We start from the raw sequence: 26,942 nt of genomic DNA, 5'->3' as shown, positions 1-26,942 counted from the left end.
GGATGTAATTGGAAAGATGAAATCTAAGTAGTTAGCAGGGTGTTGATCCTTAAGGCAAGTCGTATTTGTAGTGTGGTTTCAGGGTCTTTCAAGCTCTTCCCAAGTAGTTCCTCGCATTTCTCGAGTCTGTATACAACGGTGTTCCGATGAACAAATAATCTCTTGGCTGTTTCGGAAATTTGGCAATGGGTCTCCAGGTAGACGGATAGTGTCTGCAATAATGGTTCTTGCTCTTCGTTCTTTATTTTCGAAAATCCTTGTAGGGCGAAGTGGTTAAAGTTCTTTAGGTCTTCTTCAGGGATGATTCGTAGCAATTCCATGATGTCTTTTGTCCGGAATGTCTGGATATATCCAGCCCTTTTTGATAGACCGCCTTCCTTGAGGGAGTCATTCGCTTCCTTGAAGGCGTGTTTGATCTGAAGAAATTTCGGGGCCATATGGCTGACTCCGAACGACATGGTACAGTCAAATTGTTTATTCACTGTTCTTTGCAAGGCATGTAAGGAGGATTCTACATATTGAAGGGAACGGTTTGAATCTTCGTTTACCTCATATAAAAGAATGCACTTCTTTCCTTTTGTAAAGAGGTGGATAGGGAGGGTTGAGTCGAGAAGTTCCTCTTCTAAAAATGCATAAACCGAATCGGCTTTTTCCTGTTGCTGTGTATAGTTTTTACTTTCATGGGTTTCGTCCATTTTCCCAACGACGCATATATATGTTTGTTCGTTATGTAAGGAGAACTCTTTTGCCCGGTTTATGATTTCCTCATGTGAGGAGAAGCTGCCATCAAGGACATGGAGGAAGAATTCATTTCGTATATTTCGATCATGCTGTTTGAGTGCGTGCTCTTTCATTAATGCGAAGGAGATGACGTTTGTGGCCTGTTCGATTGTTAAGGTAATCAAATTGTCGCTGGACTTGATTTCTCCTGAAATGGTCAAATATCCAAATGTTTTTCCATCCAGATAGATGGGGAAAACAGTATAGGTTTGCTGATTGGATAGGACTGAAAATGAGAAAAAAGGAGACTTGGTTAGTTGGAAATTGTATCCTTCACTGATAATTTTTTTGATTATTGAAAAAACTGAAGAGGTGCGATATGGATGAATCATCGGTTTAAGGTATTGATCAACCAATGTGATGGGATATTCAATCATATTGGATAAATGATCGAGTAATTTCTGAATTCCTTTTCCACGCATAATGAGATTGGTGAATTGTTTATGTGTTTCCATCGCGTGCGTTAATTCATTGGCTCGTTGATCGAGAATTTGCCGGAGTATGAGATTGGTGATTTCACCGAGAGACAAGTCTGCGGGAAGATCGATGATAGGAAGAGAGAGTTCGTTGGCAAGTTGAAGTATCTCCTCAGGTACTTCCTTCAAGTACCGTCGAGTCTTGATGCCGAGTGCGGCACAACCTTGTTTGGCCATGCCTTCGATGAGAGTCTTGAATAAGAGTGGCTGGTCCTTCAGGTGGTACGCGGTCGTTACGAGAAATTCATTAGGTTTTAGAAAATGGATGATATCCGGGGCATCCATCATGTTGACCGTTTGTACTTCCCCATCCAATCCTAATTCTCCAGCGATAACGTGCATGCCGGGTAAAAACGGCAAATGTAAAAGTTCGGCTACCTTCATCTAAACACACCTCATTCATTAAGATTTTGATTATCTAGGGGTGTGCGAGTGTAATAGTCTTTTCCTATAGAACGTGCTGTGGACTATTTCCTTATCGCCTTCATGATGTGAGTTTTTTTCTATCATATCATACAATTCCTTTGACAATCCTTACAAATTTTCCATTTTATTTTGTTGAGATAGCCAAAATTATATTTTAATGTAAGGTTTTATAACATTGGTGGTGACATAATGTCTGAATATTGGTACTATTTATAAAAAGCTATGAATGAAAAAGGGGAGATGAAGGAATGAAGGAAACCAATGTTGCTACGAAGAAGAAAAAAAGAGTGACACCCTATCCAAAAGAATGCACGTTCAGTAAAGAGGATTGGGATGTATTGACGCAGTATTGGTTTCCGGTGGCGGCGGTCGAGGAAGTGACGGAAAAGCCCCTCGGCATTAAATTGCTGGATGTCCATCTTGTACTTTACCGTGCGAGCGGAAAAATCATTGTGGCTAGGGATCTTTGTCTGCACCGGGGGGTTCCGCTAAGCATGGGGTGGGTGGAAGAAGACAATATCGTTTGTCCTTATCATGGATTTAGATACGGGCCAGAGGGGAACTGCACGGGAATTCCCGCACACCCTAATGCGAAAATATCTCCTCGTCTTTGCATTACCATCTATCCGACGGTAGAACGTTATGGATTGGTCTGGACTTCGATAGCAAGCGATGTTGAGGATATCCCGCCATTGCCGGCATGGGACGATCAGGCATACCTGAATATTCTGCCTCCGTTCATCGACATTGCTGGTTCTGCAGGAAGACAGATGGAAGGGTTTTTGGATGTATCTCATTTTGCCTGGGTTCACTCAGAAAGCTTCGCTGATCGTGATAACCCCGTTGTGCCAAGTTATAAAGTGGATAAAACGGAATACGGCTTACATGTCGAGTATAGAAGTTCGGTCAGCAATTACGGAAAAGACCTGAAACATTTGGAACCGCCGAATTTTGAGTGGCTACGCGTGTTTGACATTTATCCTCCATTAGCGGCGAGGTTGACGGTCCATTTTCCGGAAGGTGGGAAATTATTTATCCTGAATTGCGCTAGTCCGGTCTCGGCTAGGAAAACAAGAATGTTTTCCCCGATGGCGCGAAATTTTGATTTAGATGCACCTCTTGAAGACACATACGAATTCAATTTACAGATATTTAATGAAGATAAGGAAATGGTCGAAAATCAAAAGCCGGAGGAGTTGCCGCTCGATCTTCAAGCGGAAGCCCATATCGCGGCGGATAAGACTTCGATTGCCTACCGTCAACTATTGAGGGAATTGGGGTTAGGCTCAAATTATACAAGTTGATGTGTGAGGGTGTCCTTGTGGACGCTCTCGCTTTTTTTCTACCAAATAAGTTTGTCGTTTAGTGATGGTGTACAAAAATATCTTTGATTTCTAACAGAATTGTCAATGAAGTTCATCATGTAAGCAAGTAAAATAATCCATATAACATAATTTGTGAAGATTCATAACATACAATAGGGCTGAATAAGAGGAGGTAAACGTGATGGCCATGCAAATCAAGGAATCTCTTTATGAAAAAGATGATGTTGCTTCTATGATTGAATGGTTGGCTTCTTACGGGTTAACGGAGAAGCAGGGAGTAACTCGGTTATTATATTCCAAGGCATGGGTGCAGGCCCAGCGAGCATTGAAAATGGAAATGGAAAAAGTGGGTTTACGGACGCATTTTGATAGCGTAGGTAACTTGTTTGGAAGATTGGAAGGGACGAATCCCGGAAGTAAAACAATCCTGACGGGGTCTCATATTGATACGGTTGTCGAAGGAGGGAAGTATGATGGTGCATTTGGGGTCATCGCTAGTTTTCTAGCGGTACAAAGGTTGCATCAAACCTATGGGCCTCCCCGGAAAACGATCGAAGTCGTTTCCTTTTGTGAAGAAGAAGGGAGCCGTTTCCCCTTGACATTCTGGGGATCGAGGAATATCCAAGGGGTGTATGGTCTGGACCAAGTGAAAGGGCTGATGGATTCAGAGGGGTATCCATTTTTGAAAGCCATGAAGGAAGCAGGTTTTGACCCTGATACATATATAACGCCAGTCCGTGATGATATTGAGGGATTCGTCGAGATTCATATTGAACAGGGAAGTATCTTGGAAAAAAATCAAAAGACGATCGGGGTCGTCAGTCATATTGTTGGGCAGCGTCGCTATACGATTAGGGTTCTTGGTGAAAGTAATCATGCAGGCACCACCCCGATGCATGATCGAAGGGATGCAGTCAGTGCAGCTTCGGAATACATTTCTTTTTTAACGAGTAAGGCCAAAGAAATGGACCCTCATTTAGTGGCGACGGTCGGTAAAGTGGATGTGTTTCCAAACGTTCCGAACGTCGTGGCTGGTGAAGTGGCATTTAGTTTAGATATCAGGCATCACCAAGAAGATGTCCTTAATTCGTTTTGTCGGGAGATTTTCTCTACCTTCCAATCTCATGCGGATGGTAACGAGATACAGTTGGAAGTTGCACAGTGGATGGATGTCGTGCCGGTTGAATTAAGTACAGAGATGAATTCCTTGGTTCGGGAAATTACCGAAAATCATAAGATTCCTTATCAAGATATCATTAGCGGTGCGGGGCATGATGCACAGGTGTTTGGTTCGATTTGTCCGACATGCTTGCTCTTCGTTCCAAGTCGGGATGGAATCAGCCATTCACCGAGAGAATTTACGAACATTCAGGACTTAGAAAAAGGAATCGATGTGTTAAGCGACCTATTATATAAATTAGCCTATTAAAGGGGGAAGATGAAATGGCATATAAAGAATTATGGACACCGGTCAGGACCATCATGACTCCAGGGCCCGTGGAGGTGGACCCCCGGGTTTTACGGGCGATGAGCACTCCGATTTTAGGGCAGTTTGATCCTGCCTTTACGAATATTATGAATGAAGTAATGGAAATGCTTCGTCTCGTATTCCAGACGAACAATCACTGGGCTTTTCCAATCGACGGGACATCCCGATCCGGAAATGAAGCGATACTATGCAGCATTATTGAGCCTGGCGATAAGGTCCTGGTTCCGATTTTTGGGCGGTTCGGTCATTTGCTGGTTGAAATTTGTGAGCGATATGGTGCGGAAGTGCATACGATCGAATGTCCATGGGGGGAGGTTTTTGATCCAGCGGAAGTCATTGCGGAAATCAAGAAAATATCCCCGAAAATAACGGCAATTGTTCACGGGGAAACGTCCACAGGATGCATGCAGCCGTTAGCGGAAATCGGTAAGGCCTGTCGGGAGCAAGATGTTTTGCTTGTGGTCGATGCGGTTGCATCGATTGGAGGAACGGAGGTAAAGGTGGATGAATGGTATATTGATGGGTTGATAGGCGGTACGCAAAAATGCCTGTCCGTTCCTTCGGGTATGGCGCCAATCACATATAATGAAAGAATTGAAAAGATCATTCAGTCCCGTAAAAAGGTGGAACGGGGGATTGAAACAGAAGAAGATCGTCAACGTATTTCTAGCCATCGTCCCATTCCCTCCAATTATTTCGATTTGGGCATGCTGCAGGATTATTGGGGACCACGTCGTTTGAACCATCATACAGAAGCAACTTCGATGATTTATGCATTACGTGAAGGACTACGCCTTGTGCTCGAAGAAGGATTGGAACAGCGATTTGCCCGCCATAGGCATCATGAGTCCGCACTTGTTGCTGGCATCAAGGCGATGGGGCTTACGTTATTTGGGGATGGGAAAAATAAATTACCATGCGTAACTTGTGTTGAAATTCCAGAAGGGGTGGATGGAGAGCAAGTCCGGTCGATGCTATTGAATGAATTTAGTATCGAAATCGCATCCTCGTTCGGTCCCCTTCACGGGAAGATTTGGAGAATTGGAACAATGGGATTCAGTTGTCGGAAAGAGAATATTCTCTTTGTGCTGGCTTCTTTGGAAGCGGTACTTTTACGCCAAGGGTTCGAGGTGAATCGGGGGGGAGCTTTGCAGGCTGCACTCGACATATACGTAGGGGAATCGGGAAAACGGATCGGAGTGAAATCATAACGGGAAGGTGACTTCCTGTATCTTTTGCCAAACGATTTGAAGGAGTGAACAAGATGTCCACATACGAACTCATTATCCGTAATGGCTACGTGGTATTGCCTGAAGAAGTGAAAAAAGCCGATGTTGCCATCCGGGATGGCATGATTGCCGAGATTGGCAATCTGATCGATGATAAAGGGCTCGAAGAATATGAAGCATCGGAACACTATGTTTTTCCTGGAATGATTGATGTTCATGTCCATTTCAGTGAGCCGGGACGTGCCCATTGGGAAGGGTTTGAAACCGGTTCGCAGATGATGGCAGCAGGCGGATGCACGACCTATTTTGACATGCCATTGAATGGGATCCCTTCCACGATTGATCAACTGGCGCTTCTTGAGAAGGCGAAAATCGGTGAAGCGAAGTCGGTTGTCGATTTTGGTTTATGGGGTGGTTTGGTACCCGGAAATATAGATGAATTGGAAGGGCTAGCTAAATCAGGGGTCATTGGTTTTAAGGCCTTTCTTTCTGCGACGGGCAATGATGAGTTTGAACGGGCGGATGATTTAACTCTGCTTCATGGTATGCGGGAAATCGCCAAGTTGGATAAGATTTTGGCACTGCATGCCGAAAGTGATTCAATTACTCGCTGGTTGAAGCAAGGGAAAGAGGAGCAAGGATTATACAGCGCTGACGACTATGCGGCGACTCGTCCCGTATTAGCAGAAGCAGAGGCAGTCGAACGAGCCATTACATATGCAGAATTGACAGGATGCCGACTGCATTTTGTCCACATCAGCAGTGCATTGGCGATAGAAAAGATAGAACGGGCCAAGCGACGTGGCCTGGATGTAACCGTCGAAACCTGTCCTCACTATCTACTATTCAATCAAGCTACACTCATCGAGAAAGGGTCGGTCGCAAAATGCGCACCTCCACTCCGTGAGAGGGACGAACAGGAAAAGTTAATTGCTTTATTAATAGAAGGAAGGTTTGACATGATTTCATCAGATCACTCCCCAAGTCCTTATGAAATGAAGGATCCTGCGGTGCATAACCTGTTCGAGGCATGGGGTGGAATAAGTGGCGGGCAGTTTTCCTTACTATCGATGATCGAACTGGCCATTACATACGATATTCCTTTATCGAAAGTGGCTGATTGGATAGCGGCAGCACCTGCTGAGCGATTTGGACTTTCTTCAAGAAAGGGACAAATCAAGGAAGGAATGGATGCAGATCTTGCTGTTATTTCCCTGAGTCAAAACTATACAGTCAGTAGGGACAATTTTTATGCCAAGCATAAGCAAAGTGTCTATATGGGCCACACCTTCCCCTGTCAAATAACCGCCACCTTCAACAAGGGAAAGCTAGTCTATGATAAGGGCGAAATCAGGAAACAGGCGCGGGGAACGTGGCTAAAATAGTAGGGAAATCGAATTGCACATCTAATATTACAATATTATATGAAGTGGAAAGAAGGTGATTCTCCTATATTTGGATCGCCTTCTTTCGTTGTTTTTGCGGAAAGGGTGAAATGAAAAATCTATATAGTGTAGACTAGTATAGGTATAAGTAGCGATGAATGCAGGGAAGAGACTATCCTCCAACGGTACTAGAAAAATATCCCGGTAATAAAACGTTGACTCTTTATGAACCGTTGTTATAGGATTACGGTATGAAAAAATGTGTAATAGGTATAAAATCCACACGATAGATACCGGTAACTGTCCTTTTAGCAAACAAAGGGTGCCCGTGAACAGCGGGGGCATCCTTTTTTATATGTAATTGTCAGAAAGGGGGAAACCTCTATGGAATCTTTGATCATGGATATGATCGAAGCGTTTAAATCTTTATCTTATTTCGGGGTGTTGCTTGCGTTAACATTTGAATTCATCCCAGCTGAAGTCGTTCTGCCGCTTGCCGGCTATTGGGTATATCAAGGTGAATGGAATTTAGTCTTGACAATACTGGCTGGTTCAATTGGTGGGGTAACGGGTCCATTGACACTTTACGCCCTAGGAAAGTATGGGGGAAGGCCGCTAGTAATGAAGTTTGGGAAGTACTTCTTGGTGAAAGAGGAACAGCTGAACAAGGCTGAGTACTTCTTAGATAAGTATGGAGCGGGAATTGCCTTTTTCGGAAGATTTGTTCCCGGAATCCGTACGGCCATTTCATTACCTTGTGGTATTTTGAAAATGAATATCTGGAAATTCATGCTTTATACATACTTGGCGATGCTTCCCGTGACCACGATTTATGTATATCTAGGATATAAGTTAGGGCCGCAATGGGAGCAGGCTGGAGCGATTTTCGCGCAATACGCGAACTTCTTGCTCATCCCAATCGTCCTGATCGTCATTTGGCTGTTCTTCAAAGCAAAGAAAAAAACGAATCAATAACAAAGAAGGCGCCGTTTCAGGCGCCTTGTTTTTATTTAACCTGTTAGCAGCATCCGCCGTAGCCGCCACCGTAGCCGCCACCATAGCCGCCGCCGAAGCCCCAGCTACAACCAATGATGACTAGTAGGATAAACAGTACGATTAATAAGGCAAAGCCGTTATCGAAACCGCCACCGCATCCATCGTTACAACTTTCGTTACATCCATTATGATTATGACCACCCATTAAATTTCCTCCTCATAACATTTATGATTTACATACCTAGCAAAACATCTTTACTGGGAATACTCCATACTATGTATTCTAGGCCGAAGTGTTTGCTTATTCATTAAAAATGGGCGTGGGTAGACAGGGGGAGATGAGCCCGAATAATTTTTCCTGGATTTTAAAGATGTTATAATATACCACATATATAGAAGGGGGCTGGTCTTCTCCGTGAAAGTTGCGATTATGACAGATATACATGGCAATGCTTCGGCATTGAAAGCCGTTCTTAAGGAAATTGATGAAAGAAATGAAGTGGAGCGAATCTATTGTTTGGGGGATATGATCGCAATAGGACCCGATACCAATGACGTCTTGGATTTGTTATTTTCGAGAGATGACCTAACGATGATCAGTGGAAATCATGATGAAGCCGTATTGGCCATTGTTAAAGGGGAGGAACATCCAACGGGACATGTCCATGTTAAAGAGCACCATGAATGGATTGCGAAAAGGATGGACCCCCTATTCGTGCCGCTCCTGGAAAAACTGCCTCGCACCCTGGAGGTTCCGGTTCATGACCGCACTCTTTTCTTCACCCATTATCATATGGAAAAGGAAAAGGGGAATGCACACATCAGTGAAAATCCCTTCAGCAAGATCGTTGCACCCAATTTAGCTAACTTGGAGGCCCTTTTTAGAAATCGGTCAGAGGATTTGATAGGATTTGGGCATCATCATCCTCTTCATCACTTTCAAAACGACAAAACGATTTTCCTGAATCCCGGATCGCTTGGGTGCAATAGTGAACCAATTGCACGGTATGCCGTGGTTACCATCGAGGACAACGGCATTCAGGTTCATCTGGGAAATGCGTCGTATGATAATGCTGCCTTTCTTTCGTCCTACAAAAAGTTACAGGTCCCGGAGCATGAATTCATTATACGTGCCTTTCATGGAAATCAGATGATATAGATCCAAGCATAAAATATCTTCCTAAGGATATGATAAAAGTCAAACTGTTACATATTCGAGGAGGAGAGTCCCATGAAGGATTCGGAACAGAACCGTCATCTTCAAGATCCCGAAAATGCAGAGCAGCAACATAGCCTCGTCTGTAATGATGAATTATTCAATAAGGACTTGCGTGCGATCGTCGATGATACCATGCAAAATGAAGGATAGCTTGTTAGGACACTGTAGGACATCGCCTGCAGTGTTTATTTTTGCCCTCCCGTACCTTTTACGCTTTAAATGGGTAAGTCAATCATTTGAAACCATTCTGAAATTATCCCATACTATATATAAGGTTATAGATACGAGAGGAGGGGAAATCATGGGACATCATGAGGGTCACTCCCATGACCACGGACACCACCATCATCATTCAGATAATAAAAAAGCTCTGCTGGCGTCGTTTGTGCTAATCTCGACATTCATGGTAATCGAAGTGATTGGAGGGTTCATGACGAATAGTCTGGCCTTGCTATCGGATGCAGGGCATATGCTGAGCGATGCAGCGGCTTTGGGGCTCAGTTATGCAGCGATAAGGCTAGGCGAGCGAAAGGCGACCCAATCCAATTCCTTTGGATACAAGCGTTTCGAAATCATTGCCGCCTGTTTAAATGGTTTGACGTTAATCGTAATCTCGGTATTCATTTTCGTAGAGGCGATTCGGAGGTTTGTAGATCCGCCTGAGGTTCAAAGTTTGGGAATGCTAATGATTTCAATCATTGGCTTGTTTGTGAATATCATTGCCGCATGGATTCTAATGAGTGGCGATAAAGAAGAGAACCTGAATGTACGGAGTGCTTTCTTACATGTAATCGGCGATATGCTCGGTTCAGTGGGCGCCATTGTGGCAGCACTATTGATTTACTTTTTCGATTGGGGAATGGCGGACCCCATCGCGAGTATGATTGTCGCCATTCTAATAGTTATAAGTGGGTATAGAGTGGTGCGCGATTCTTTCCATATTCTAATGGAAGGCACACCAGAACGAATCGACATGGAAGAAGTGAAAGAAAATTTGAAGGAATTGCCGCATGTATCGGATGTCCATGACCTCCATATCTGGACGATTACCTCCGGATTTCTCTCGTTAAGCTGTCATGTCGTCATTGATGCTGGTGGAGACCACGATTCAACCCTTGCTGTTGCCCAAAAACTGCTTCATGACCGACATGGGATTGAACATAGCACGATCCAAGTGGAAAAACAGGATGTGGGGTGCCCGAACCCGCATGAGACATGTAATTGAAACAAGGCCGGCTCATCGATGAAGCCGGCTTTTTTGATGTGTCGTATTTCGGATGAAACCGAGAAGTGTCCAAAAATGTCGAGAAATGATTAGATGAACATATTCCTGACACATTAAGGGGATATGATGGGGGATAAAAGACTGATGCACAGTTAGGTTGGATAATGCAATATGATTCAACTATAATTTTAAGAAGGAGGAATTCCTTTATGAAAAAAATTCTAGTCGTTGAAGATGAAATTGCCATTTCGATGGTGTTGAAAGCATATTTACAGCGTGAAGGGATGGAAGTCGTACAAGTTTTCGATGGACTCAAGGCTATTCCGACCTTCGAAGAAACGAACCCTGATCTGGTTCTACTTGATGTGATGCTGCCTGGTAAAGAGGGCTGGGACATCTTGAAAGAAATCAGGGAGAAGGATATGTGTCCTGTGATCATGCTGACGGCATTGAATGATGTGGATTACCGCCTATCCGGCTTTAAGTCGGGAGCGGATGATTATATTTCCAAGCCCTTTGTGGCGGAAGAAGTGATGGCCCGGGTGCATGCCGTTTTAAGGAGGAGCTCGACACCTGTAGTCGAAGAAAAACATGTACATCAATTTGGTAGCTTGTCCATTGATAACAAGGCCTATGCGGTGCACTTAAAAGGGGAGGAAATTAGCTTGACGCCCCGTGATTTGTCATTGCTCATTTTTTTCGCGAAGCACCCCAATCATATTTTCACGAGAGAGCAACTCCTCGATCAGGTGTGGGGCATAGACTATGACGGAAGTGACCGTGCCGTGGATTTGGCTATCAAACGAATCAGGAAAGCCCTCGATGCCTGGCCATCATCCGAAGGGGAAATTAAAACGTTGCGTGGATTGGGGTATCAATTGAGTGTCTATGAAAACTAGGAAACGGACTACCTTGCAGCTCTATTGGACAAAAAGATATGTATTGACGTTGATTTCGGGCTTATTGCTATTATCTGTCTTTTCCTTATGGTGGATGGAAAAAACGGCCCTGGAATATAGGCTGAGCCTGCTTAAGTATTTAGCGGATGAAACGTCCGACCGGGCAATGAAGGAGAATGGCCAAATTGTCGTCGGTCCCATCCTTTCCGAAATCGTGGAAGAAAGGGAAAAAATCCTTCAGCTCAATAAGCAACCGATCATTTATATCGTTGATCCTGATGGCAGTATCATCTATACGATGCCTCAATTATATCTTAATGAAGATAATAGTAAGCTTCCTCACGCCATTATGGATAGTCAGGAATTGATCCAGAAGGTCAAGATTTCCGAAAACAAGGTATTTGTCGTCAAGTCGCCGATCACATTTGAAGGCGAGACAAAGGGGTGGGTCGTCATTGCCCAGGAAGAAGGGGCTTTGAAGGAAGTCAACCAGGATCACGGTTTGCTTGCATTCCTGATAGGAGGTTTGCTATGCCTTGGGACGGGCGTCATTTATTTTCTTTCAAGAAAGATATCGAGACCCATCCAAGATGTGGCTAACGCTGCTGTCCAAGTGCGGGAAGGCAACTATGATATCCATTTTAAAGAAGAAGAGGAGATACGCGAAGAAGAGATATACGAACTCGTGGAATCCTTCAAGGAAATGACAAACCGGTTGAAACTCATGGAGAAATTACGGGCCGAATTGCTTGCTGGTGTCACCCATGACCTGAAAACACCGGTCACATCCATTAGCGGGTTGATTCAAGCGGTAAGGGATGACGTGGTTACTGGCGAGCAAAGTAAGGAATTTCTTGATATATCCTTGAAGGAAACTCAACGCCTACAGGTGATGATCGAGGATTTGCTGGATTATAATGCAATGTCGGCCGGTGCCTTTAAAATTCGATTGGAAAGAGAAAATCTAAATACATTCATTCAGGAGATCGCTTATCGTTGGCAGATTACCCAGGAGGATCAGAACTTCACCCTGAATGTGCAGGTTCCGGATGAACCGATTCATGGGCAGATTGATTCACTGCGGATGCAGCAAATTATCATAAATCTGTTGAACAATGCGAAGCATTCCCTGGATGGCAATGGTCAAATCGAGATAGGTCTCTATGATCTGGAAGATTCCCGAATAGGAATCGACGTGAAGGATAGTGGACGCGGCATTCCGCAACATGAACAACAGTATGTGTTCGAACCCTTTTATCGGGGCGAAAACAAAAAACTGAAAGTGCGTGGATTAGGATTGGGCCTTCCCTTCAGCAAGATGCTTGCTAAAGCACAAAAGGGAGACCTCGTGTTGAAAGAAAGCAATGAACAAGGGACGATTTTTACCATTACAGTAGAGAAATCAGCGCGGGTATAACAAAAAAAGGGTTGTCCATTTCTAGTGGACAACCCTTTTGTCAGGTATAGTTGATTAGGCGAGTTGGCTGATGGCACGCCACAATTGAATGTGACGGACTTTTCTTGGAAGGAAGCGGCCCATTTCTTCTTCATTATAGCCAGCATGCAAATTCTTATGATCAAAAATGATCGGGCGACGTAATAAATCTGGATTTGCTTGAATGAGCGTACAAAGGTCGTTAAGTGGTGTATTGTTTATATCGATATTCAAGCTTTTGAATTTTTTGGAACGGGTTGAGATGATTTCATCTGTACCGCCTTCCGTTTTACGTAAAATCGCTTTGATTTCTTCTATAGATAAAGGTTGAGAATATAAGTTCCGTTCATTGTAGGAAATTTCATTTTTTTGAAGCCAAGCTTTTGCCTTACGACATGCTAAACTGCTTGGTGTAGTATAAATTGTAACCATTAAAATCGACTCCCTTAAGGTTTCATATTTTTTATAGGTTTTTTTTGGGTTTTTGCTTTTTCGGTTTATGGGTTAAAATTATTTTGTATTTGTTATACTCTTACTTTAACGTTTGTATGTGTCAGCAATATGTCAAGAAAAATAAACTTAAAAGTTTTTTTGGAAAAGGGAGAATTCGAATGTGGATGTTTAAAATATCGGGAGTGCCTGCATCTGAAGGAAATCCGGGGAATAGGATGAGGGTGGCTGAGCCGTTTTTAGCTAAGGAAAACTATTTCTTAGAAGAGCAACTGTTGCGTTTTCCTTCATTGATGATGTCGACTGTGGGGCAAGGATCATGACCGCGGACTTTTGGTCACCTGTTAGACTGTCCGTTCAGATAGCCGGAATCTCGGGAATCCTCGTCTTTATTATAGGAATCATGCTTGCCCGCATCATGGCCAAAAAGCGCTTCAGAGGAAGGGTCATCCTGGAAACCGTGTTTTTGCTGCCCCTCGTATTGCCGCCTTCCGTCGTTGGTTTTTTACTGATCGTGTTTTTCGGTAAAAACGGAACGCTAGGTCAAGTCATCGAGAAGGTGTTTAGCCAACCAATCATGTTCACCTGGTGGGCGGCGGTTATTGCTTCTACCGTTGTAGCCTTCCCGCTTATGTACCAATCGGCCAAAACGGGCTTTGAGGGCATAGATGAAGAAATAGAAAATGCCGCGAGAGTGGATGGAGCGGGTGAATGGAAGTTATTCTGGTATGTATCCCTTCCATTAGCCGGCAAATCCATCCTGACCGGAGCGATATTGAGTTCAGCAAGAGCCTTGGGGGAATTTGGGGCGACACTCATGTTTGCTGGAAACATCCCGGGACAGACCCAGACGATACCGACCGCGATATATATAGCCATGGATTCAGGGAATATGACTCTAGCCTGGCTATGGGTCGGTGTGATCATCGCCATCTCTTTCATCATGCTTTTCATCGTGACGTACATAAAATGATTATTTTTCGTATAAACTAATGAAAAATTGAGGTGCGACTTCCACGTCTTTCTTATGAATAAAGCCATTTTTTTCATACAGTTTACGTGCAGGCATGTTCAAGGTACCGGTCGAAACGGATAGCTTCTTCCATGGAATCGTCAGTTGTAGGTGGGTAAGAAGGGCCTGTGCAATGCCTTTTCGGAAATGATCTGGGTGTACGACCAATCGGCAAATCTCTATCAGTCCATTTTCACTTTTATAGGAAATGGCCCCGGCAACCGTATCGTCAACAAAAAAACCGATAAATGTTTCTTTGCAGCGTAAGAATTGATTAAACGTTTCTACCAATGGGGGTATTTCGTCAAATCTAACTAATTCCGCTTCCACTGCATAGGCTTTTTTTTGAAGGGAAAACAGTTGTTGTCCATGGATGGAGCGTAATTCTGGAATATTCATCATCATGCGTAAATCATCTCCTTAAAATCCATTATAATAGAAGTAGGTAAACAGAATGATGGTTTCTTGTGTTATAATCGACAAACAAGATGAACTAATGAAATGAGGAAGAAATTTGTTAACATTTGAAGAAAAATTAAGTATCATTGAAACTTTCCCGGAATTAGAACGGAAAGATGTTTCACTAGGACGCGTCAATTTCCATTTTCCCGGCAGTGTTCAGGAGAAGAAAATTGTCGTACAGCACCTGCATCCGAATGGCAATGGCTTCGTATACGCAGGGCATTTGAAAAAGAAGGAAACAGACCGCAAAGGATTCATCAATATACGTGACTATTCCGAAGAGGAATTAAAAGCATTGATCAAAACTGCCCTATCCTATTTATCCGAACCTCCTGTTATGCAAGAAGAGGAGGCGGACGATGAGTTCGCTAGGTTGGAGGGAACTTGGATTGGCCGTGAAAAGCAGGAGCTTTCGCTTGTTAGAGAAGATCAGCTTTGGAACGTATACTCAGGACCGAACTTAGAGGAGTGTTTCGAAAGTCCAATCGAAGCGGAGCGCTACTTATTGGATGAAGGATTCCGTCAAAGCAAAAAAAGAAAAATGTAGAATTTTAGGATAATTTGTCGGCAAAATTACTCCCATTAATATTGTTTTCAGTTAATTACCCATGATATAATATGGGTAATTATTTTTGTTCGGAATAAGTTGTTTGATAGAAGGATTTACCGTTTTAGGGTTCCTCTTGAGACATTATCCAGAACCAAAAATAGTATAAAAATGGATTTTTTCCAAACACAGGAGGAACTAACATGGTACAAGGTAAAGTAAAATGGTTCAACGCAGAAAAAGGTTTCGGTTTCATCGAAGTTGAAGGACAAGACGACGTATTCGTACATTTCTCAGCTATTCAAGGTGAAGGTTTCAAAACACTTGAAGAAGGCCAAGAAGTTTCTTTCGAAATCGAGCAAGGCGCTCGTGGACCACAAGCTGCTAACGTTCAAAAATAATTGAATGTTAATAAAGACCCCAATTTGGGGTCTTTTTATTTTGTATTTACAAGCTTGGGAGTTTGTTAGTTTGTAAATAGAGAGGCGAACTTTTTTATCCTGGGTAGGTCCACTTCTTGATACATTTGTTCGATTTTCAATGTAGCGACCAATTGGCTCTTGGCAAATAGCATGTCCCGAAATTGGTCGACGGCTCCGCAAAAATGATTGTAATTGGTTTCACCCGTTCCGAAGACTCCTGTTTTCAGGTGGGAAATCGGCATTTGCTCTAGCTCCGAATAGAAGGCGGACATTCTGGCAGGAAGCTCGCCATTTCCCCAAGTATAAGTACCGACAATCAACGAATCATACTCATGCACTGTACGTATATCAAATTCAAGAACCCGAAATAGCTCTGCTTCGGGCAAAAGGGATGCAAGGACTTCAGCAAGCGCCTTTGTATTGCCGCCTGCCGAATGATAGACGATGGCGGCTTTAAAGCTCATCGAACCCGTTGCTTGCATTTACTTGGCTATAGGTCCTTGATTTTTGCTCGAAGAAGTCGGTCTTCGTCAGCCCGATGGATTCATCGTCGAACGTTTTGATCCAGGGCATCGGGTTCTCGCTATACTCTTGATACAAGTTTTCAAGTCCAAGCATGCGTAATCGTTTGTTGGCGATATATTCAATATACTCGTTGAACTCGTCCAAATCGAGATCTGCTTTTGTTTGGATATCCTCAAGCATATATTCGGACCATTCTTTTTCAAGCTCGACGGCCTTTTCAATCGTCGTATAGATGAACTTCGTATTGTCTTCATTATTCAGTTCCGGATATTCATACATTAAAATTTGTACAAGCATGCCAATGAAATCGAAGTGGACCATTTCATCGCGATGAATATAGGAAATCATCGTTGCCGAACCGGTCATCAGATTTTGCCGGCCCAGATTGTAGTAGAAGGCGAAAGCCAGGTAAAAATAGATCCCTTCAAGGTTCGTGGAATGGATGAGCGCCTCGAATAAGTGCTGAGGGCTAGGGTCGTCCACAAATGTTTGGTAGGCATCCACGATCGGATGGTTCCGCTTGATTACTTCCGGGTGTTCTTTGATCCGGTCAAAAAGCTGTTTTTGCTTGCCGACAGGAATCAAGGAAGCAAGGATGTAAGAATACGATTCATTATGAATGGATTCCTGCTGGGCCATGTTGGCGAGGATCGCCTTTGCTGCCGGATCCTTGATGTATCGAAGGATCTCCACTAATGTTGGTGTTTGCAGGCTGTCCATCCCGGCAATCATCGTGAGGATGTCGAGGAAAGCGTCCTGGATATCCTCATCCAATTCACCCCACTGCTTTTTATCCTGGATCATGTTCACGCTCGATGGCTTCCAAAAATTGTTGATGAGCTGTGTATAGGTATCATAGAATTTTTCATACTGAATGTCGTTCCAAAGGAGAAAGCCTGATGCTTCTCCTTTGAAAACGCCGGTTGCCTTGGTAGGATGGGTTGGTTCGAGCATCCTGATTTTCTTGATATGGTTTGTCATCTGTAAAATCTCCTTCAATAAAGTAAATTCCATTCCCACTCGTTAACTGGAGCAGCTCTCACAGGCATTGTCGTATTCGGATGAAGTGGAACGAAGATAATAAGTCGATTTCAATCCGCTTTCCCATGCTGTTAGGTGTATGTCCAATAACACTTTAGCCTTGATCGTGTTTTGTACATACAGGTTGAAGCTGATGGCTTGGTCGATATGACGTTGACGTGCTGCATTTTGCTTGATGCTTTCCTTTTGGTCCAAATGGAAGCGCGTTTTTTTATAGTATTCATACGTAGTGGGCGTCAATCCAGGCGCTGTCACTTTAAATTTGAAGTTTTTCTTTTCTTCATAAAACTCGATTTCATATAACGGGTCGATGCCATCCGTGGAATGACCGATTTTGGCAGTCGATGAATTGGGGGCGATTGCCATTAAATAGCCGTTTCGTGTACCATACTGCTGCACTTCTTCTTTTAATTCCAACCATTTTGGATCTCTATAGTCACGAAGGTCGAAATACTCCCCCGTTTGCCAATCGGACCCTTCGAAGTATGGGTAGGTTCCTTTTTCCTTGGCCAATTCATTGGATGTTTTAATGGTTAAATAAGCGATTTTCTCATATAAGGTATCGGCGTACTGAACGGCTTCATCGGACTCCCAGTAGATATTTTGCTTCGCCAGTAAATGATGCCACCCGAAAGTTCCTAAGCCGATTGAGCGGTAGCGCTTATTCGAAATGGAAGCTTGCTTGACCGGTAAGGTATTCACGTCAATGACGTTATCGAGCATGCGGATCTGAATCGGGATCAGTCTCTCCAATACATCGCTGTTCACCGCGCGAGGCAGGTTGATGGAAGAAAGGTTGCAGACAACGAAATCCCCGCTTTTGCGAACTACGACGACATCGCCATCTTCCGTTTCATATTCGTCGGTGATCGTTGAAGGGCTTAAGTTCTGGGCGATTTCCGTACAAAGGTTAGAACAATAGATCATCCCTTTATGCTTGTTCGGGTTCTTTCTGTTCACTTCGTCCCGGTAGAACATATAGGGTACGCCTTCTTCTAATTGTGAAATCATGATGCCTTTCATAATGTCCATCGCTTTGATTTTCTCGAAACTATAGCCTGGAAGTATGCCATTCTCCGCCGCCTCTACAGCAAGGGCGTAATGGTCCCTGAAACTGCCATCCCCTTTTTTCTCGTCATAAAAATCCTCGAGGGAGAACCCAAGGGTTTGCTTCACGGTATGCGGGTCGAAGAGATACCAATCTTTCCGGTCACGCACGGCTTCCATGAATAAATCGGGGATGCAGACGCCCGTGAAGATGTCATGCGCCTTTAAGCGGTCGTCGCCGTTTTGCGTCTTCAAGTCAAGGAAGCTCATGATGTCCTTATGCCACGCATCCAGATAGATGGCGATTGCGCCTTTACGTTGCCCCAATTGATCGACACTGACGGCCGTTTGGTTAAAGAGGCGAATCCAGGGAGTCGTGCCTGAACTGTTACCGGAAAAACCGCGGATATCAGAACCAAGCGAACGGATTTTCCCGACATATAGACCAACGCCGCCCCCGAACTTGGAAACTTTTGCGGCATCATAGTTTGATTGATAAATTCCGTCGATGGAATCCTCGATTGCATCGATGAAGCATGAGCTCAATTGCCCGTGTGTCTTTCCGGCATTTGAGAGGGTAGGGGTCGCTACCGTCATATATAGGTTCGACATTGCCCAGTAGGCTTCTTTAACAAGCTGCAGGCGGTGTTCCGTTTTTTCCAGTCTCATGATTTCCATGGCAATGATCATGAAACGCTCCTGGGGAAGTTCATAGACCTTGTCTTTTTTTGGCCGGGCCAAGTAGCGATCATTCAAAAGATAGATTCCGATATATGAAAATAGTTTATCTTTTTCCGGATCGATGACCGAACCCAATTCTTCGATTTCCGTTTTTGTGTAGGAGTCGAGAAGCTCTGCTTTATAAACAGGGTAACGTTGGCCTTCATGCTGCTGAGAGAGTTCTTGAATCAATTCATAGAAAGGTCCATAGTTCCGGCCTTCATAGCCCCGGTTCTTTTGGGCATTACGATACATGGTATTCAATAGTTCCCTTGCGGCGACGAATGTCCAGTCTGGGGCATCGATATCGACACTTTCAAGTGCAAGCTGGATCAACTTTTTCGATGTTTGTTCTTCTGAAGCATCACCTTTGCGATCGAGCCATTTAGTAAAACGCTTTTTGAACTTTTCCATATCAAGACTGCCTTCGAAATCCTTGGATAACATGTCCAGCTGGATTGAATTTGTTTCTGTGTCATTTTTTATGGTAGGGTTATATGTTTGAGTCATAAATGTTCCTCCTCTTAAATGTACGCGAATAAAAAAAAACCGCCCAATAAATTGAGCGGATCAAACGATAGGATAAAAGAGCCATGAAAAAATAGCCGTTACACTATCGTTTCATCATCTCAATCCCCGAAGAATAAGAAACTTGAAAAAACCAGGCAGGTCTCCTGACTCATGATCATCCTACTTTGAGTCCTTCCCGTATAGAGAGCTATACAGTGGTTTTCTCATTTCGTCACATTTACAGTTGCGGGGACAGTTCCGGGTTCACACCGGATTCCCTTTTCAGCCATCTCTGGCACCTTGGTTAATAATTCTATATATAGTTATTTATGTTGTTGGAAAAGTCAATATCTAGTATGTATGCTTATATTATCGTAAGCCATCCATGCTGATAATTCAACATATATATTTGTGAAAACTGATTCATATCTATTGACAAGGTCGGATAAAGGAAGAGGATGATGAAAGAATATAGGGAGGAATACAAAATTCCATCGCGGAATGTCAGGGTTTTTGTGTTAAAATAAATTGCATAGCAAAACTAGGGATTCTGGTTATGAAAAGAAAAATCCCTGCCAAATCATTTAGGAAAAAGGAGAAAAAATCGTGGAAAAAATATTAGTTTTTGGACATAAGAATCCGGATACCGACACTATCTGTTCAGCAATCGCTTATGCTGACCTAAAAAAGCAGCTGGGCATCCAAGCTGAACCTGTTCGTCTTGGTGAAGTGAATGGTGAAACACAATATGCGTTGGACCAATTTAAATTCGAAGCACCCCGCCTTGTTGAAAAAGTGGCTGGGGAAGCGGATGGCGTGATTTTAGTCGATCACAACGAACGTCAGCAGAGTGCCGAAGACATTGACCAGGTACGCGTATTGGAAGTCATCGACCATCATCGTATCGCTAATTTCGAAACAAGTGATCCTTTATATTACCGCGCAGAACCAGTTGGCTGCACGGCTACTATTTTAAATAAGATTTATAAAGAAAACGGAATTGAAGTGCCTAAAGCCATTGCAGGACTTATGCTTTCAGCCATCATTTCCGACTCTTTATTATTCAAATCGCCTACTTGCACGGAGCAAGACGTCGCAGCTGCTATGGAATTAGCGGAAATTGCTGGCGTGAATGCTGAAACATATGGCTTGGAGATGCTAAAAGCGGGTGCTGACCTGAGTGACAAAACCATCGATCAGCTCATCACACTTGATGCAAAAGAATTTTCAATGGGAACGGCAAAAGTTGAGATTGCTCAAGTGAATGCTGTTGACCCGAATGAAGTGCTTGCAAAGCAATCAGAAATTGAAGCAGCGATTCATGCAGTTATTGCCGCGAAAGAATTGGATTTATTCTTATTCGTCGTAACGGATATCTTAACGAATGATTCCGTTGCCTTGGCTCTAGGAGCATCAGCGGATGCAGTGGAGAAAGCGTATAACGTAACATTGAATAAGAACATTGCTGTATTGGAAGGCGTCGTGTCACGTAAAAAACAAATTGTACCAGTTTTAACCGACATCTTCGCTAAGTAATAAAAAAAGGACTCGAAGCCACTTTGAAAGTGGCTTCGAGTCCTTTTTTCAATTCAACGCTTCTTTCTCTTTTTCATACGCAATCACGATAAGTTCTTTGTTTGATTCCTCACGTATTTTTCCTTCAAAGAGTTTTAACTCATTGAGAAGGTCAGGTGATAAATCTGCTGCAGTATAATCCTGTTCGGATGACATGATTTTCCCTCCAATCCAGAGTATCATTCACTCTAGTTTGGCGGTTCATCAAGAATTTATGCAGGGGAGCCATGCATCCTTTTACTTTTCATATGAGGCGAGGTTCTTTAGTAGCTGAGAACTTTCCTGATCAAGGCCAAGCACTTGAACCGTTTTCCCCTGTACTCTGTATTTTAAGATGACTCTCTCGACGGCTCCTACAGCCGAGGCATCCCATATTTTCGAATTGGAAAAATCAATGATGATGGACTCTGCTTTTTCCTTCGTATCAAACTTCGAAATGAAGTCTTGGACCGATGCAAAAAACACCTGGCCTTTTATTCGATAAGTGATTTGCCGATCCTGGTTGTCCGCTGTTTTCTCGACAGACACTTTTGAAATTTTAGCCGAGAAGAAAATCATACTCAAGAGTACCCCGGCGAATACGCCTTTGGATAAATCATGCGTATAAAGAACAACGATAACCGTTACGATCATGACTATCGCCTCGGTTTTAGGAGTGATCCGAAGCCTCTTCAAGGAGGACCAATCAAACGTCCCGATGGAAACCATGATCATGACCGCAACAAGGGCGGCCATCGGAATTTTAATGAGGACATCATTCAATAACACGATCAAGATTAACAAAAAGGCCCCGGCGACGAAAGTGGACAGCCGACCTCGTCCCCCGGATTTGATATTGATACCGGATTGTCCAATCATTGCACATCCGGCCATCCCGCCGAAGAAACCGGCCACGATGTTCGCTATTCCCTGACCTTTGGCCTCCCGGTTTTTATTGCTATCCGTATCGGTCATTTCGTCAACGATTTGAGCCGTTAGTAAGGATTCAAGCAATCCGACAAACGCTAGGGCAATGGAATAAGGAAAAATGATGGCCAATGTCTCGAATGACAAAGGGATATCCGGAATCAAGAACATGGGAAGAGCCTCGCTCAATTGCCCCATGTCGCCTACGGTCCGTACAGTAGCCCCTGTTGCAACGGCCACGATGGTCATGAAGATGATTGCGACCAGCGGGGAAGGAACGACCTTGGTTATCCGTGGGAATAGGTAGATGATGGCGAGTGAACCAGCTGTCATGACATACATGACCCACGTTTCCCCTTTGAAATGAGTGAGCTGAGCCATGAAAATCATAATGGCCAAAGAATTCACAAAGCCAGTCATAACCGGCTTCGGTATAAACTTCATGAGCTTCCCAATTTTAAAGACGCCCAGTAGAATTTGAAGGATCCCAGTTAATATAGTTGCGGCAAGTAAATAGTTCAAGCCATGATCCTTTACAAGGTCAACCATCACGAGTGCCATCGCCCCGGTCGCCGCTGAAATCATGCCTGGTCTTCCACCAACAAAGGAGATGACGATGGCGATGCAGAAGGAAGCATACAATCCCACCATCGGGTCGACCCCGGCAATGATGGAGAAAGCTATTGCCTCAGGAATTAAGGCCAGGGCAACGACGATTCCGGAAAGTACGTCTCCGCGAACGTTGCAAAACCACTCCTGTTTTAATGTAGATATATTCAAAACGACACTTCCTTTTTCTCTATATAAGTATGGATTGGCTATTGTAACGTACTAGATTATAGCATGACTTCATTATTCTATCTATGGATTCATAATTGAATGGAAATTTCCTTATTTATATCAATTAGGCCAAATAGAAAGATCCAAGTGGGCCACCTTCAACAAAAAAAGACCCGAGATGGTCTTTTTTTGTTGAACTTACGAGTCATAAGTAAATTCCGGTTCCTTACACTGTGGGATGAATGAAATAATACTAAGAAAGGGGTGGACTTGATTGCATGAGTATGTAGAAGCATTAGAGAGAGGAGGGGGATATGTCCTGCTTATTCTTCTTTATGTATAATGCTAGATTTACATGCTGTACAGGTTACTTCTTTGTAATGCTTGAAGATGATCTTTCTAAGGTCTCTTCTGGTTAACATAGCGAATACGTTGTATCTCGTACCACATACACAGGTATGTTTGTCTTTTACGATGTGTCTTTCATCCGTTTTGATAGTAGGAAAAAGCATTTTAACCCTCTTTTAAACTAATTTTAGGCGAAAAAAACCAAGAAAAAAGTAAATCTTGGAAATCTACCCACCACGACAAAAGCTTGATATGTCTGGTTTGTGGATTTTCACCTTAAATAATCTTAACATAAAAAAGAATCAAATCTATAAATATACAGAAAAACACGATAATGTTTAAAAAAACAGAAGGAGGAAGACGAGGAAATGAATAGATATCCCTAGGACTTAGGTTTTTCGTTTAAGAACTTTTCCCGACAAGATCTGCAGGTGATATCGGAAACCGATTTAAACTTAACCTTCTTCAGGTCTTTTTTCTCGAATATTCCCCGGTAGTTATGAATAATTCCACATTCACAATAACGCTGATCCTTGATGATGTGAACTTTTGCATAATATGTGAAGGTCGGATACATGTTGACACCCCTTAATAGGTATATATTACTAGGTATATAATACTATTTTATCGTGAATATGTAAAAAAATAAATCTTTAGAAATCAGGCGAAGAAGAGTTCTGTTACAGAGAGGGTTCAACCATCTTGTTGGGTAAGTTTGAATGAAAAAGAAGACACCCGTTAGAAGGATCATCTAACGGGTGTCTTCTTTTTACTAAAGGTCTTCTAATCAATGTGAATGCCGGGCCAACTCCGGGTTGCGATGCAACGCCAAATACAGGATCAGTCCTGCTATCAGCAGCAGGAAGCTGGTCGTTATAAAAACGGCTGAAAATCCATAAAATCCTGCAACCATCCCTCCCATTGCCGGGCCGATGATATTGCCTAAAAAACGGAGACTAGTATTATATCCAAGCACTTCCCCCTGCATGGCAACGGGAGCCTCTTGGCGGATATAGGCAATCCTTACAGGGATAATTCCTCCTATGACTATACCTAATGCAAACCGTACAAATACAAGTTGCCAAAAGTGATTGATGAAAGCTCCAGGCAAATATACGAGTGCTGTGAGGAAAAGAAGGAGCACCAGAATCTTTATATGCCCATGGTGGTCGCCTATCCTGCCCCAGTACCTGGCCATCAATAAGTTTCCGAGACCAGCTGCGGAAAAGGCGATGCCTGAGTAAAAGGCCAGATTAGTAGTTCCGTGCAGTTCCCCGACATATAAAGATAGAATGGGTTGGATGCTGAAATGAGCCACCTGGACAATCGTTGATATGAGCATGACATTCACTAGAATGGGGTTCCGTAAAATGTGCGAGAGGACCTCCCGGCTCGAATAACTGGCTTTTGTTCCTTTTTGTCGCTGAACTTGATATTCCTTGGTTGCGAATACAAGAAGTCCAGAGACGAAAATTGTGATGGAAGTGAACTTAAACGCTGTTGAGTAGCCGAGAGTATCCGCAAGTACGCCGCCAATCAATGGTCCGAAAAGGGAGCCGGTTATATTCCCCGTTTGAAGAGTACCCAAGACCCTTCCGGCAATCTCTTTAGGTGTCTGTGTGGAAATGAAAGCTTGTGACATGGAGATGAATCCAGTGAATATGCCCATGAACATTCTTAATAAGAACAACTGCAGGACATTTTCTACAAATCCCATCAAGAAAATCGATAGGCCCATACCGAAGGCGCAGGCAATCAGGATTTTCTTTCTACCATAACGGTCCCCGATTCGTCCCCAAATGGGGGAAAATAAAAAGGCGGTCACAAAGGTAATTCCGAATGTCCACCCCGACCAATGCTGGACATATTGTGCCGAATAATTGCCAAATGTACCGATGTATAACGAGATGAAGGGAAGAACCATCGTCATGCTACCACCGATGAAGAAGTTGGCAAACCACATGATGAAAAGATTCCTTTTGGCCAATTTATGAACATCCATATACATGTAACACTTCTTTCTACCTGATATTTACTATTCAGTATACAGATTTACCAATTTCTATTAAATGTATTTGATTCAGACATGCTTCAGGGCAAGAAAAAAATCTAGTTTGAAAAAGTTGTTTTTTAATGAAATACCCAGTGTTATACTAACTAAATACTAATTTTTCAGAAAATATAAAATATTTGATGAAAGTTAATATTTCAAATAGTAAGGGGAGAGTCTACATGTTATCGATTCTTGGATTTTGCATGATTTTCACATTTCTTATTTTGGTCATTTCAAAGCGACTTTCTGTAGTGGTTGCCTTCATTTTCACTGCCATCCTTTTTGCATTGATCGGTGGGTTTGCGTCGGAAATGGGAGAAATGATGATGGCAGGGATTATAAAGGTAACGCCAACGGCCGTTATGATTGTATTTGCTATTTTATATTTTGGTTTGATGCTAGACGTTGGTTTATTTGAACCTATGATTGCCAAGATACTAAGCCTTGTGAAGGGGGACCCACTAAAGGTTGTGATGGCCACTGCCATCATCACGATGCTAGTAGGGTTAGATGGTGACGGGTCTTCCACCTTTATGATCACCGTAACAGCCATGTTGCCGCTCTATATAAGGTTAGGGATGAATAGGCTTATATTGGCGTGTGTGGTTGCTTTAGCTGCAGGCGTCATGAATATCATCCCTTGGGGCGGCCCGTTGGTAAGAGCAGCAGCCAGTCTACAAGTGGAAGTATCAGACTTATTCATTCCGCTCGTTCCGGTCATGATTGCAGGGCTGATATGGACGCTGTTTTCCGCCTATATCCTTGGGAAGAAGGAAAGAGCCAGATTGGGCATCACTACATTGCAGACACCAATGCCTTCAGGGTTAGGTGAACAGGCCGCTGCGGTTGAAGCTACTAATGGTACAACCATGAAGTTTTGGTTTAATTGGTTATTGACGATCGCGTTAATGGTATTTTTGGTAATGGAAGTGTTGCCTCTGCAAATCTTATTCGCTTCTGCTTTTGCCATAGCATTATTCGTTAACTTTCCAAATCCAAAAGAACAGCAGGAAAGGATATTAAGCCATGCCAATAGTTTTGTTATGATCTGTACACTTATCTTTGCAGCGGGTATTTTCACGGGCGTCTTCACGGAAACGAAGATGATGGATTCGATGGCCTCTTCCATCGTGACCGTTATTCCAGATTGGCTTGGTGCACATCTACCTGTTGTTGTGGCACTTACTAGCATTCCGATGGGCTTCATTTTTTCACCTGACGCATATTACTTTGGAATTATTCCCATCATTAGCGAGGCTGCGGCGAACTTTGGAATTGCCCCAGTTGAAATCGGGAGGGCCGCTTTATTAGGTCACTCCACAACAGGTTTTCCCTTATCACCCTTGGTTCCTGCCACATTCATTCTGATTGGGCTGGTTGGTGTGGACTTTGGTGATCATCAAAAGTTTCTATTTAAATGGGCTTGTGGGACAACGATTGTTATGACGATCGTGGCTATCATTCTTGGGGTGATTCCATTATAAGAGGTGAGTCTAATAAACTAGTATGGAAAATCTTTTACTGTGAGATTAGTTAGATTTTTTATCATGCTCATAGAATCTATTTTCCCATTTATCCCTCTCTCTGTTTATCCTTTCAAAATAGTGGAAATGATTAAGAAGACTATACATAAATGAAAGAGAGAGAGAGGGTACTGATG

At 43.2% G+C, this 26,942-nt stretch carries 26 protein-coding genes and 1 riboswitch; of the genes, 16 read left to right on the top strand and 10 right to left on the bottom strand.

Translation table 11 applies throughout. The features are described 5' to 3' along the window. Positions 1-23: 23 nt before the first annotated feature. Positions 24-1,640 carry a PucR family transcriptional regulator gene (locus tag ACQKL6_RS12310; protein WP_402990324.1) on the bottom strand — a complete coding sequence of 539 codons (1,617 nt, stop codon included), beginning with the start codon at positions 1,638-1,640 and terminating at the stop codon, positions 24-26. Positions 1,641-1,930: 290 nt separating this feature from the next. On the opposite strand from ACQKL6_RS12310, the gene ACQKL6_RS12305 reads away from it, so the two are divergent. The 5 genes from ACQKL6_RS12305 to ACQKL6_RS12285 all read left to right on the top strand — a co-directional run bounded on the left by ACQKL6_RS12305 (position 1,931) and on the right by ACQKL6_RS12285 (position 8,085). Continuing rightward, positions 1,931-2,986, top strand: coding sequence for a Rieske 2Fe-2S domain-containing protein (locus ACQKL6_RS12305; protein ID WP_402867595.1), 1,056 nt, complete (start codon positions 1,931-1,933; stop codon positions 2,984-2,986). Between the two features lie 202 nt (positions 2,987-3,188). Next, positions 3,189-4,436 carry an allantoate deiminase gene (gene allC, locus ACQKL6_RS12300; RefSeq protein ID WP_427651183.1) on the top strand — a complete coding sequence of 416 codons (1,248 nt, stop codon included), beginning with the start codon at positions 3,189-3,191 and terminating at the stop codon, positions 4,434-4,436. Between the two features lie 14 nt (positions 4,437-4,450). Further along, complete coding sequence (locus ACQKL6_RS12295; protein ID WP_402990318.1) at positions 4,451-5,707, top strand: pyridoxal-phosphate-dependent aminotransferase family protein; 1,257 nt, start codon at positions 4,451-4,453, stop codon at positions 5,705-5,707. Positions 5,708-5,760: 53 nt separating this feature from the next. Beyond that, positions 5,761-7,110, top strand: a complete 1,350-nt coding sequence (locus ACQKL6_RS12290; RefSeq protein ID WP_402990313.1) for an allantoinase — start codon at positions 5,761-5,763, stop codon at positions 7,108-7,110. Between the two features lie 384 nt (positions 7,111-7,494). Continuing rightward, complete coding sequence (locus ACQKL6_RS12285) at positions 7,495-8,085, top strand: DedA family protein (RefSeq protein WP_402990308.1); 591 nt, start codon at positions 7,495-7,497, stop codon at positions 8,083-8,085. A 43-nt stretch (positions 8,086-8,128) separates the two neighbouring features. On the opposite strand, the gene ACQKL6_RS12280 is transcribed toward ACQKL6_RS12285, so the two are convergent. Further along, the gene (locus ACQKL6_RS12280) at positions 8,129-8,311 is read right to left on the bottom strand and encodes a YjcZ family sporulation protein (RefSeq protein ID WP_402990305.1); all 183 of its coding nucleotides are present in this window, start codon (positions 8,309-8,311) and stop codon (positions 8,129-8,131) included. A 225-nt stretch (positions 8,312-8,536) separates the two neighbouring features. Between ACQKL6_RS12280 and ACQKL6_RS12275 the strand changes: the two genes are divergently transcribed. The 5 genes from ACQKL6_RS12275 (at position 8,537) to ACQKL6_RS12255 (ending at position 12,866) form a co-directional block, all read left to right on the top strand. After that, a complete protein-coding gene (locus ACQKL6_RS12275; protein WP_427651182.1) occupies positions 8,537-9,265 on the top strand; it encodes a metallophosphoesterase family protein in 729 nt (242 codons plus the stop codon). A 72-nt stretch (positions 9,266-9,337) separates the two neighbouring features. Next, positions 9,338-9,475, top strand: a complete 138-nt coding sequence (locus tag ACQKL6_RS12270) for a hypothetical protein (protein WP_402867602.1) — start codon at positions 9,338-9,340, stop codon at positions 9,473-9,475. 151 nt (positions 9,476-9,626) lie between these two features. Further along, positions 9,627-10,550, top strand: coding sequence for a cation diffusion facilitator family transporter (locus ACQKL6_RS12265; protein ID WP_402867603.1), 924 nt, complete (start codon positions 9,627-9,629; stop codon positions 10,548-10,550). A 209-nt stretch (positions 10,551-10,759) separates the two neighbouring features. Next, a complete protein-coding gene (locus ACQKL6_RS12260) occupies positions 10,760-11,449 on the top strand; it encodes a response regulator transcription factor (protein WP_402867604.1) in 690 nt (229 codons plus the stop codon). After that, positions 11,439-12,866 (top strand): HAMP domain-containing sensor histidine kinase, encoded by a 1,428-nt coding sequence (locus ACQKL6_RS12255; protein ID WP_402868516.1) that lies wholly within the window; start codon positions 11,439-11,441, stop codon positions 12,864-12,866. Before ACQKL6_RS12260 ends, ACQKL6_RS12255 begins: the two co-directional genes overlap by 11 nt. Before the next feature lie 54 nt (positions 12,867-12,920). Here the strand turns inward: ACQKL6_RS12255 and spx are convergent, their stop codons facing one another. Then, on the bottom strand, positions 12,921-13,316 hold the full coding sequence (spx, locus tag ACQKL6_RS12250) for a transcriptional regulator Spx (protein ID WP_402867605.1): 396 nt from the start codon (positions 13,314-13,316) through the stop codon (positions 12,921-12,923). Between the two features lie 179 nt (positions 13,317-13,495). On the opposite strand from spx, the gene ACQKL6_RS12245 reads away from it, so the two are divergent. Together ACQKL6_RS12245 and modB are read left to right on the top strand one after the other, a co-directional pair. Further along, the gene (locus ACQKL6_RS12245; protein ID WP_402867606.1) at positions 13,496-13,657 is read left to right on the top strand and encodes a hypothetical protein; all 162 of its coding nucleotides are present in this window, start codon (positions 13,496-13,498) and stop codon (positions 13,655-13,657) included. Next, positions 13,654-14,307 (top strand): molybdate ABC transporter permease subunit, encoded by a 654-nt coding sequence (gene modB / locus ACQKL6_RS12240; protein WP_402867607.1) that lies wholly within the window; start codon positions 13,654-13,656, stop codon positions 14,305-14,307. The genes ACQKL6_RS12245 and modB overlap by 4 nt, the downstream gene beginning before the upstream one ends. On the opposite strand, the gene ACQKL6_RS12235 is transcribed toward modB, so the two are convergent. Next, the gene (locus tag ACQKL6_RS12235) at positions 14,308-14,751 is read right to left on the bottom strand and encodes a GNAT family N-acetyltransferase (protein WP_402867608.1); all 444 of its coding nucleotides are present in this window, start codon (positions 14,749-14,751) and stop codon (positions 14,308-14,310) included. It abuts the gene before it with no gap. Positions 14,752-14,860: 109 nt separating this feature from the next. Between ACQKL6_RS12235 and ACQKL6_RS12230 the strand changes: the two genes are divergently transcribed. Both ACQKL6_RS12230 and ACQKL6_RS12225 read left to right on the top strand, forming a co-directional pair. Beyond that, positions 14,861-15,355, top strand: coding sequence for a hypothetical protein (locus ACQKL6_RS12230; RefSeq protein ID WP_402867609.1), 495 nt, complete (start codon positions 14,861-14,863; stop codon positions 15,353-15,355). A gap of 203 nt (positions 15,356-15,558) precedes the next feature. Next, positions 15,559-15,756, top strand: coding sequence for a cold-shock protein (locus ACQKL6_RS12225; protein ID WP_028393295.1), 198 nt, complete (start codon positions 15,559-15,561; stop codon positions 15,754-15,756). A gap of 65 nt (positions 15,757-15,821) precedes the next feature. Here the strand turns inward: ACQKL6_RS12225 and ACQKL6_RS12220 are convergent, their stop codons facing one another. From ACQKL6_RS12220 to ACQKL6_RS12210, 3 genes are read right to left on the bottom strand one after another with little or no spacing between them, the layout of a single operon-like run. Then, positions 15,822-16,241 (bottom strand): flavodoxin domain-containing protein, encoded by a 420-nt coding sequence (locus ACQKL6_RS12220; protein ID WP_402990299.1) that lies wholly within the window; start codon positions 16,239-16,241, stop codon positions 15,822-15,824. Next, complete coding sequence (locus tag ACQKL6_RS12215; RefSeq protein WP_402867611.1) at positions 16,231-17,283, bottom strand: ribonucleotide-diphosphate reductase subunit beta; 1,053 nt, start codon at positions 17,281-17,283, stop codon at positions 16,231-16,233. The genes ACQKL6_RS12220 and ACQKL6_RS12215 overlap by 11 nt, the downstream gene beginning before the upstream one ends. Before the next feature lie 42 nt (positions 17,284-17,325). After that, positions 17,326-19,620 carry a ribonucleoside-diphosphate reductase subunit alpha gene (locus ACQKL6_RS12210; RefSeq protein ID WP_427651181.1) on the bottom strand — a complete coding sequence of 765 codons (2,295 nt, stop codon included), beginning with the start codon at positions 19,618-19,620 and terminating at the stop codon, positions 17,326-17,328. 137 nt (positions 19,621-19,757) lie between these two features. Beyond that, positions 19,758-19,939: riboswitch (cobalamin riboswitch) on the bottom strand. Between the two features lie 287 nt (positions 19,940-20,226). Here ACQKL6_RS12210 and ACQKL6_RS12205 point away from each other — a divergent pair. Further along, entirely contained in the window at positions 20,227-21,156 is a 930-nt protein-coding gene (locus ACQKL6_RS12205; protein WP_402867612.1) for a manganese-dependent inorganic pyrophosphatase, read from the top strand. Between the two features lie 48 nt (positions 21,157-21,204). On the opposite strand, the gene ACQKL6_RS12200 is transcribed toward ACQKL6_RS12205, so the two are convergent. The 3 genes from ACQKL6_RS12200 to ACQKL6_RS12190 form a co-directional block, all read right to left on the bottom strand. Then, positions 21,205-21,351, bottom strand: coding sequence for a hypothetical protein (locus ACQKL6_RS12200; protein ID WP_402867613.1), 147 nt, complete (start codon positions 21,349-21,351; stop codon positions 21,205-21,207). Positions 21,352-21,432: 81 nt separating this feature from the next. Next, entirely contained in the window at positions 21,433-22,881 is a 1,449-nt protein-coding gene (locus ACQKL6_RS12195) for a SulP family inorganic anion transporter (protein ID WP_427651180.1), read from the bottom strand. Positions 22,882-24,016: 1,135 nt separating this feature from the next. Next, positions 24,017-25,231 carry an MFS transporter gene (locus ACQKL6_RS12190; protein ID WP_427651179.1) on the bottom strand — a complete coding sequence of 405 codons (1,215 nt, stop codon included), beginning with the start codon at positions 25,229-25,231 and terminating at the stop codon, positions 24,017-24,019. Positions 25,232-25,461: 230 nt separating this feature from the next. On the opposite strand from ACQKL6_RS12190, the gene ACQKL6_RS12185 reads away from it, so the two are divergent. Beyond that, a complete protein-coding gene (locus ACQKL6_RS12185) occupies positions 25,462-26,766 on the top strand; it encodes a CitMHS family transporter (protein ID WP_402990288.1) in 1,305 nt (434 codons plus the stop codon). Positions 26,767-26,942 lie beyond the last annotated feature (176 nt).

Origin of the sequence: Peribacillus sp. NPDC097197, from assembly GCF_050278025.1 — a bacterium.
GTDB lineage: Bacteria > Bacillota > Bacilli > Bacillales > DSM-1321 > Peribacillus.
The sequence above is the reverse complement of the archived record's forward strand: the minus strand, read 5'-3'. Positions and strand labels throughout refer to the sequence as shown.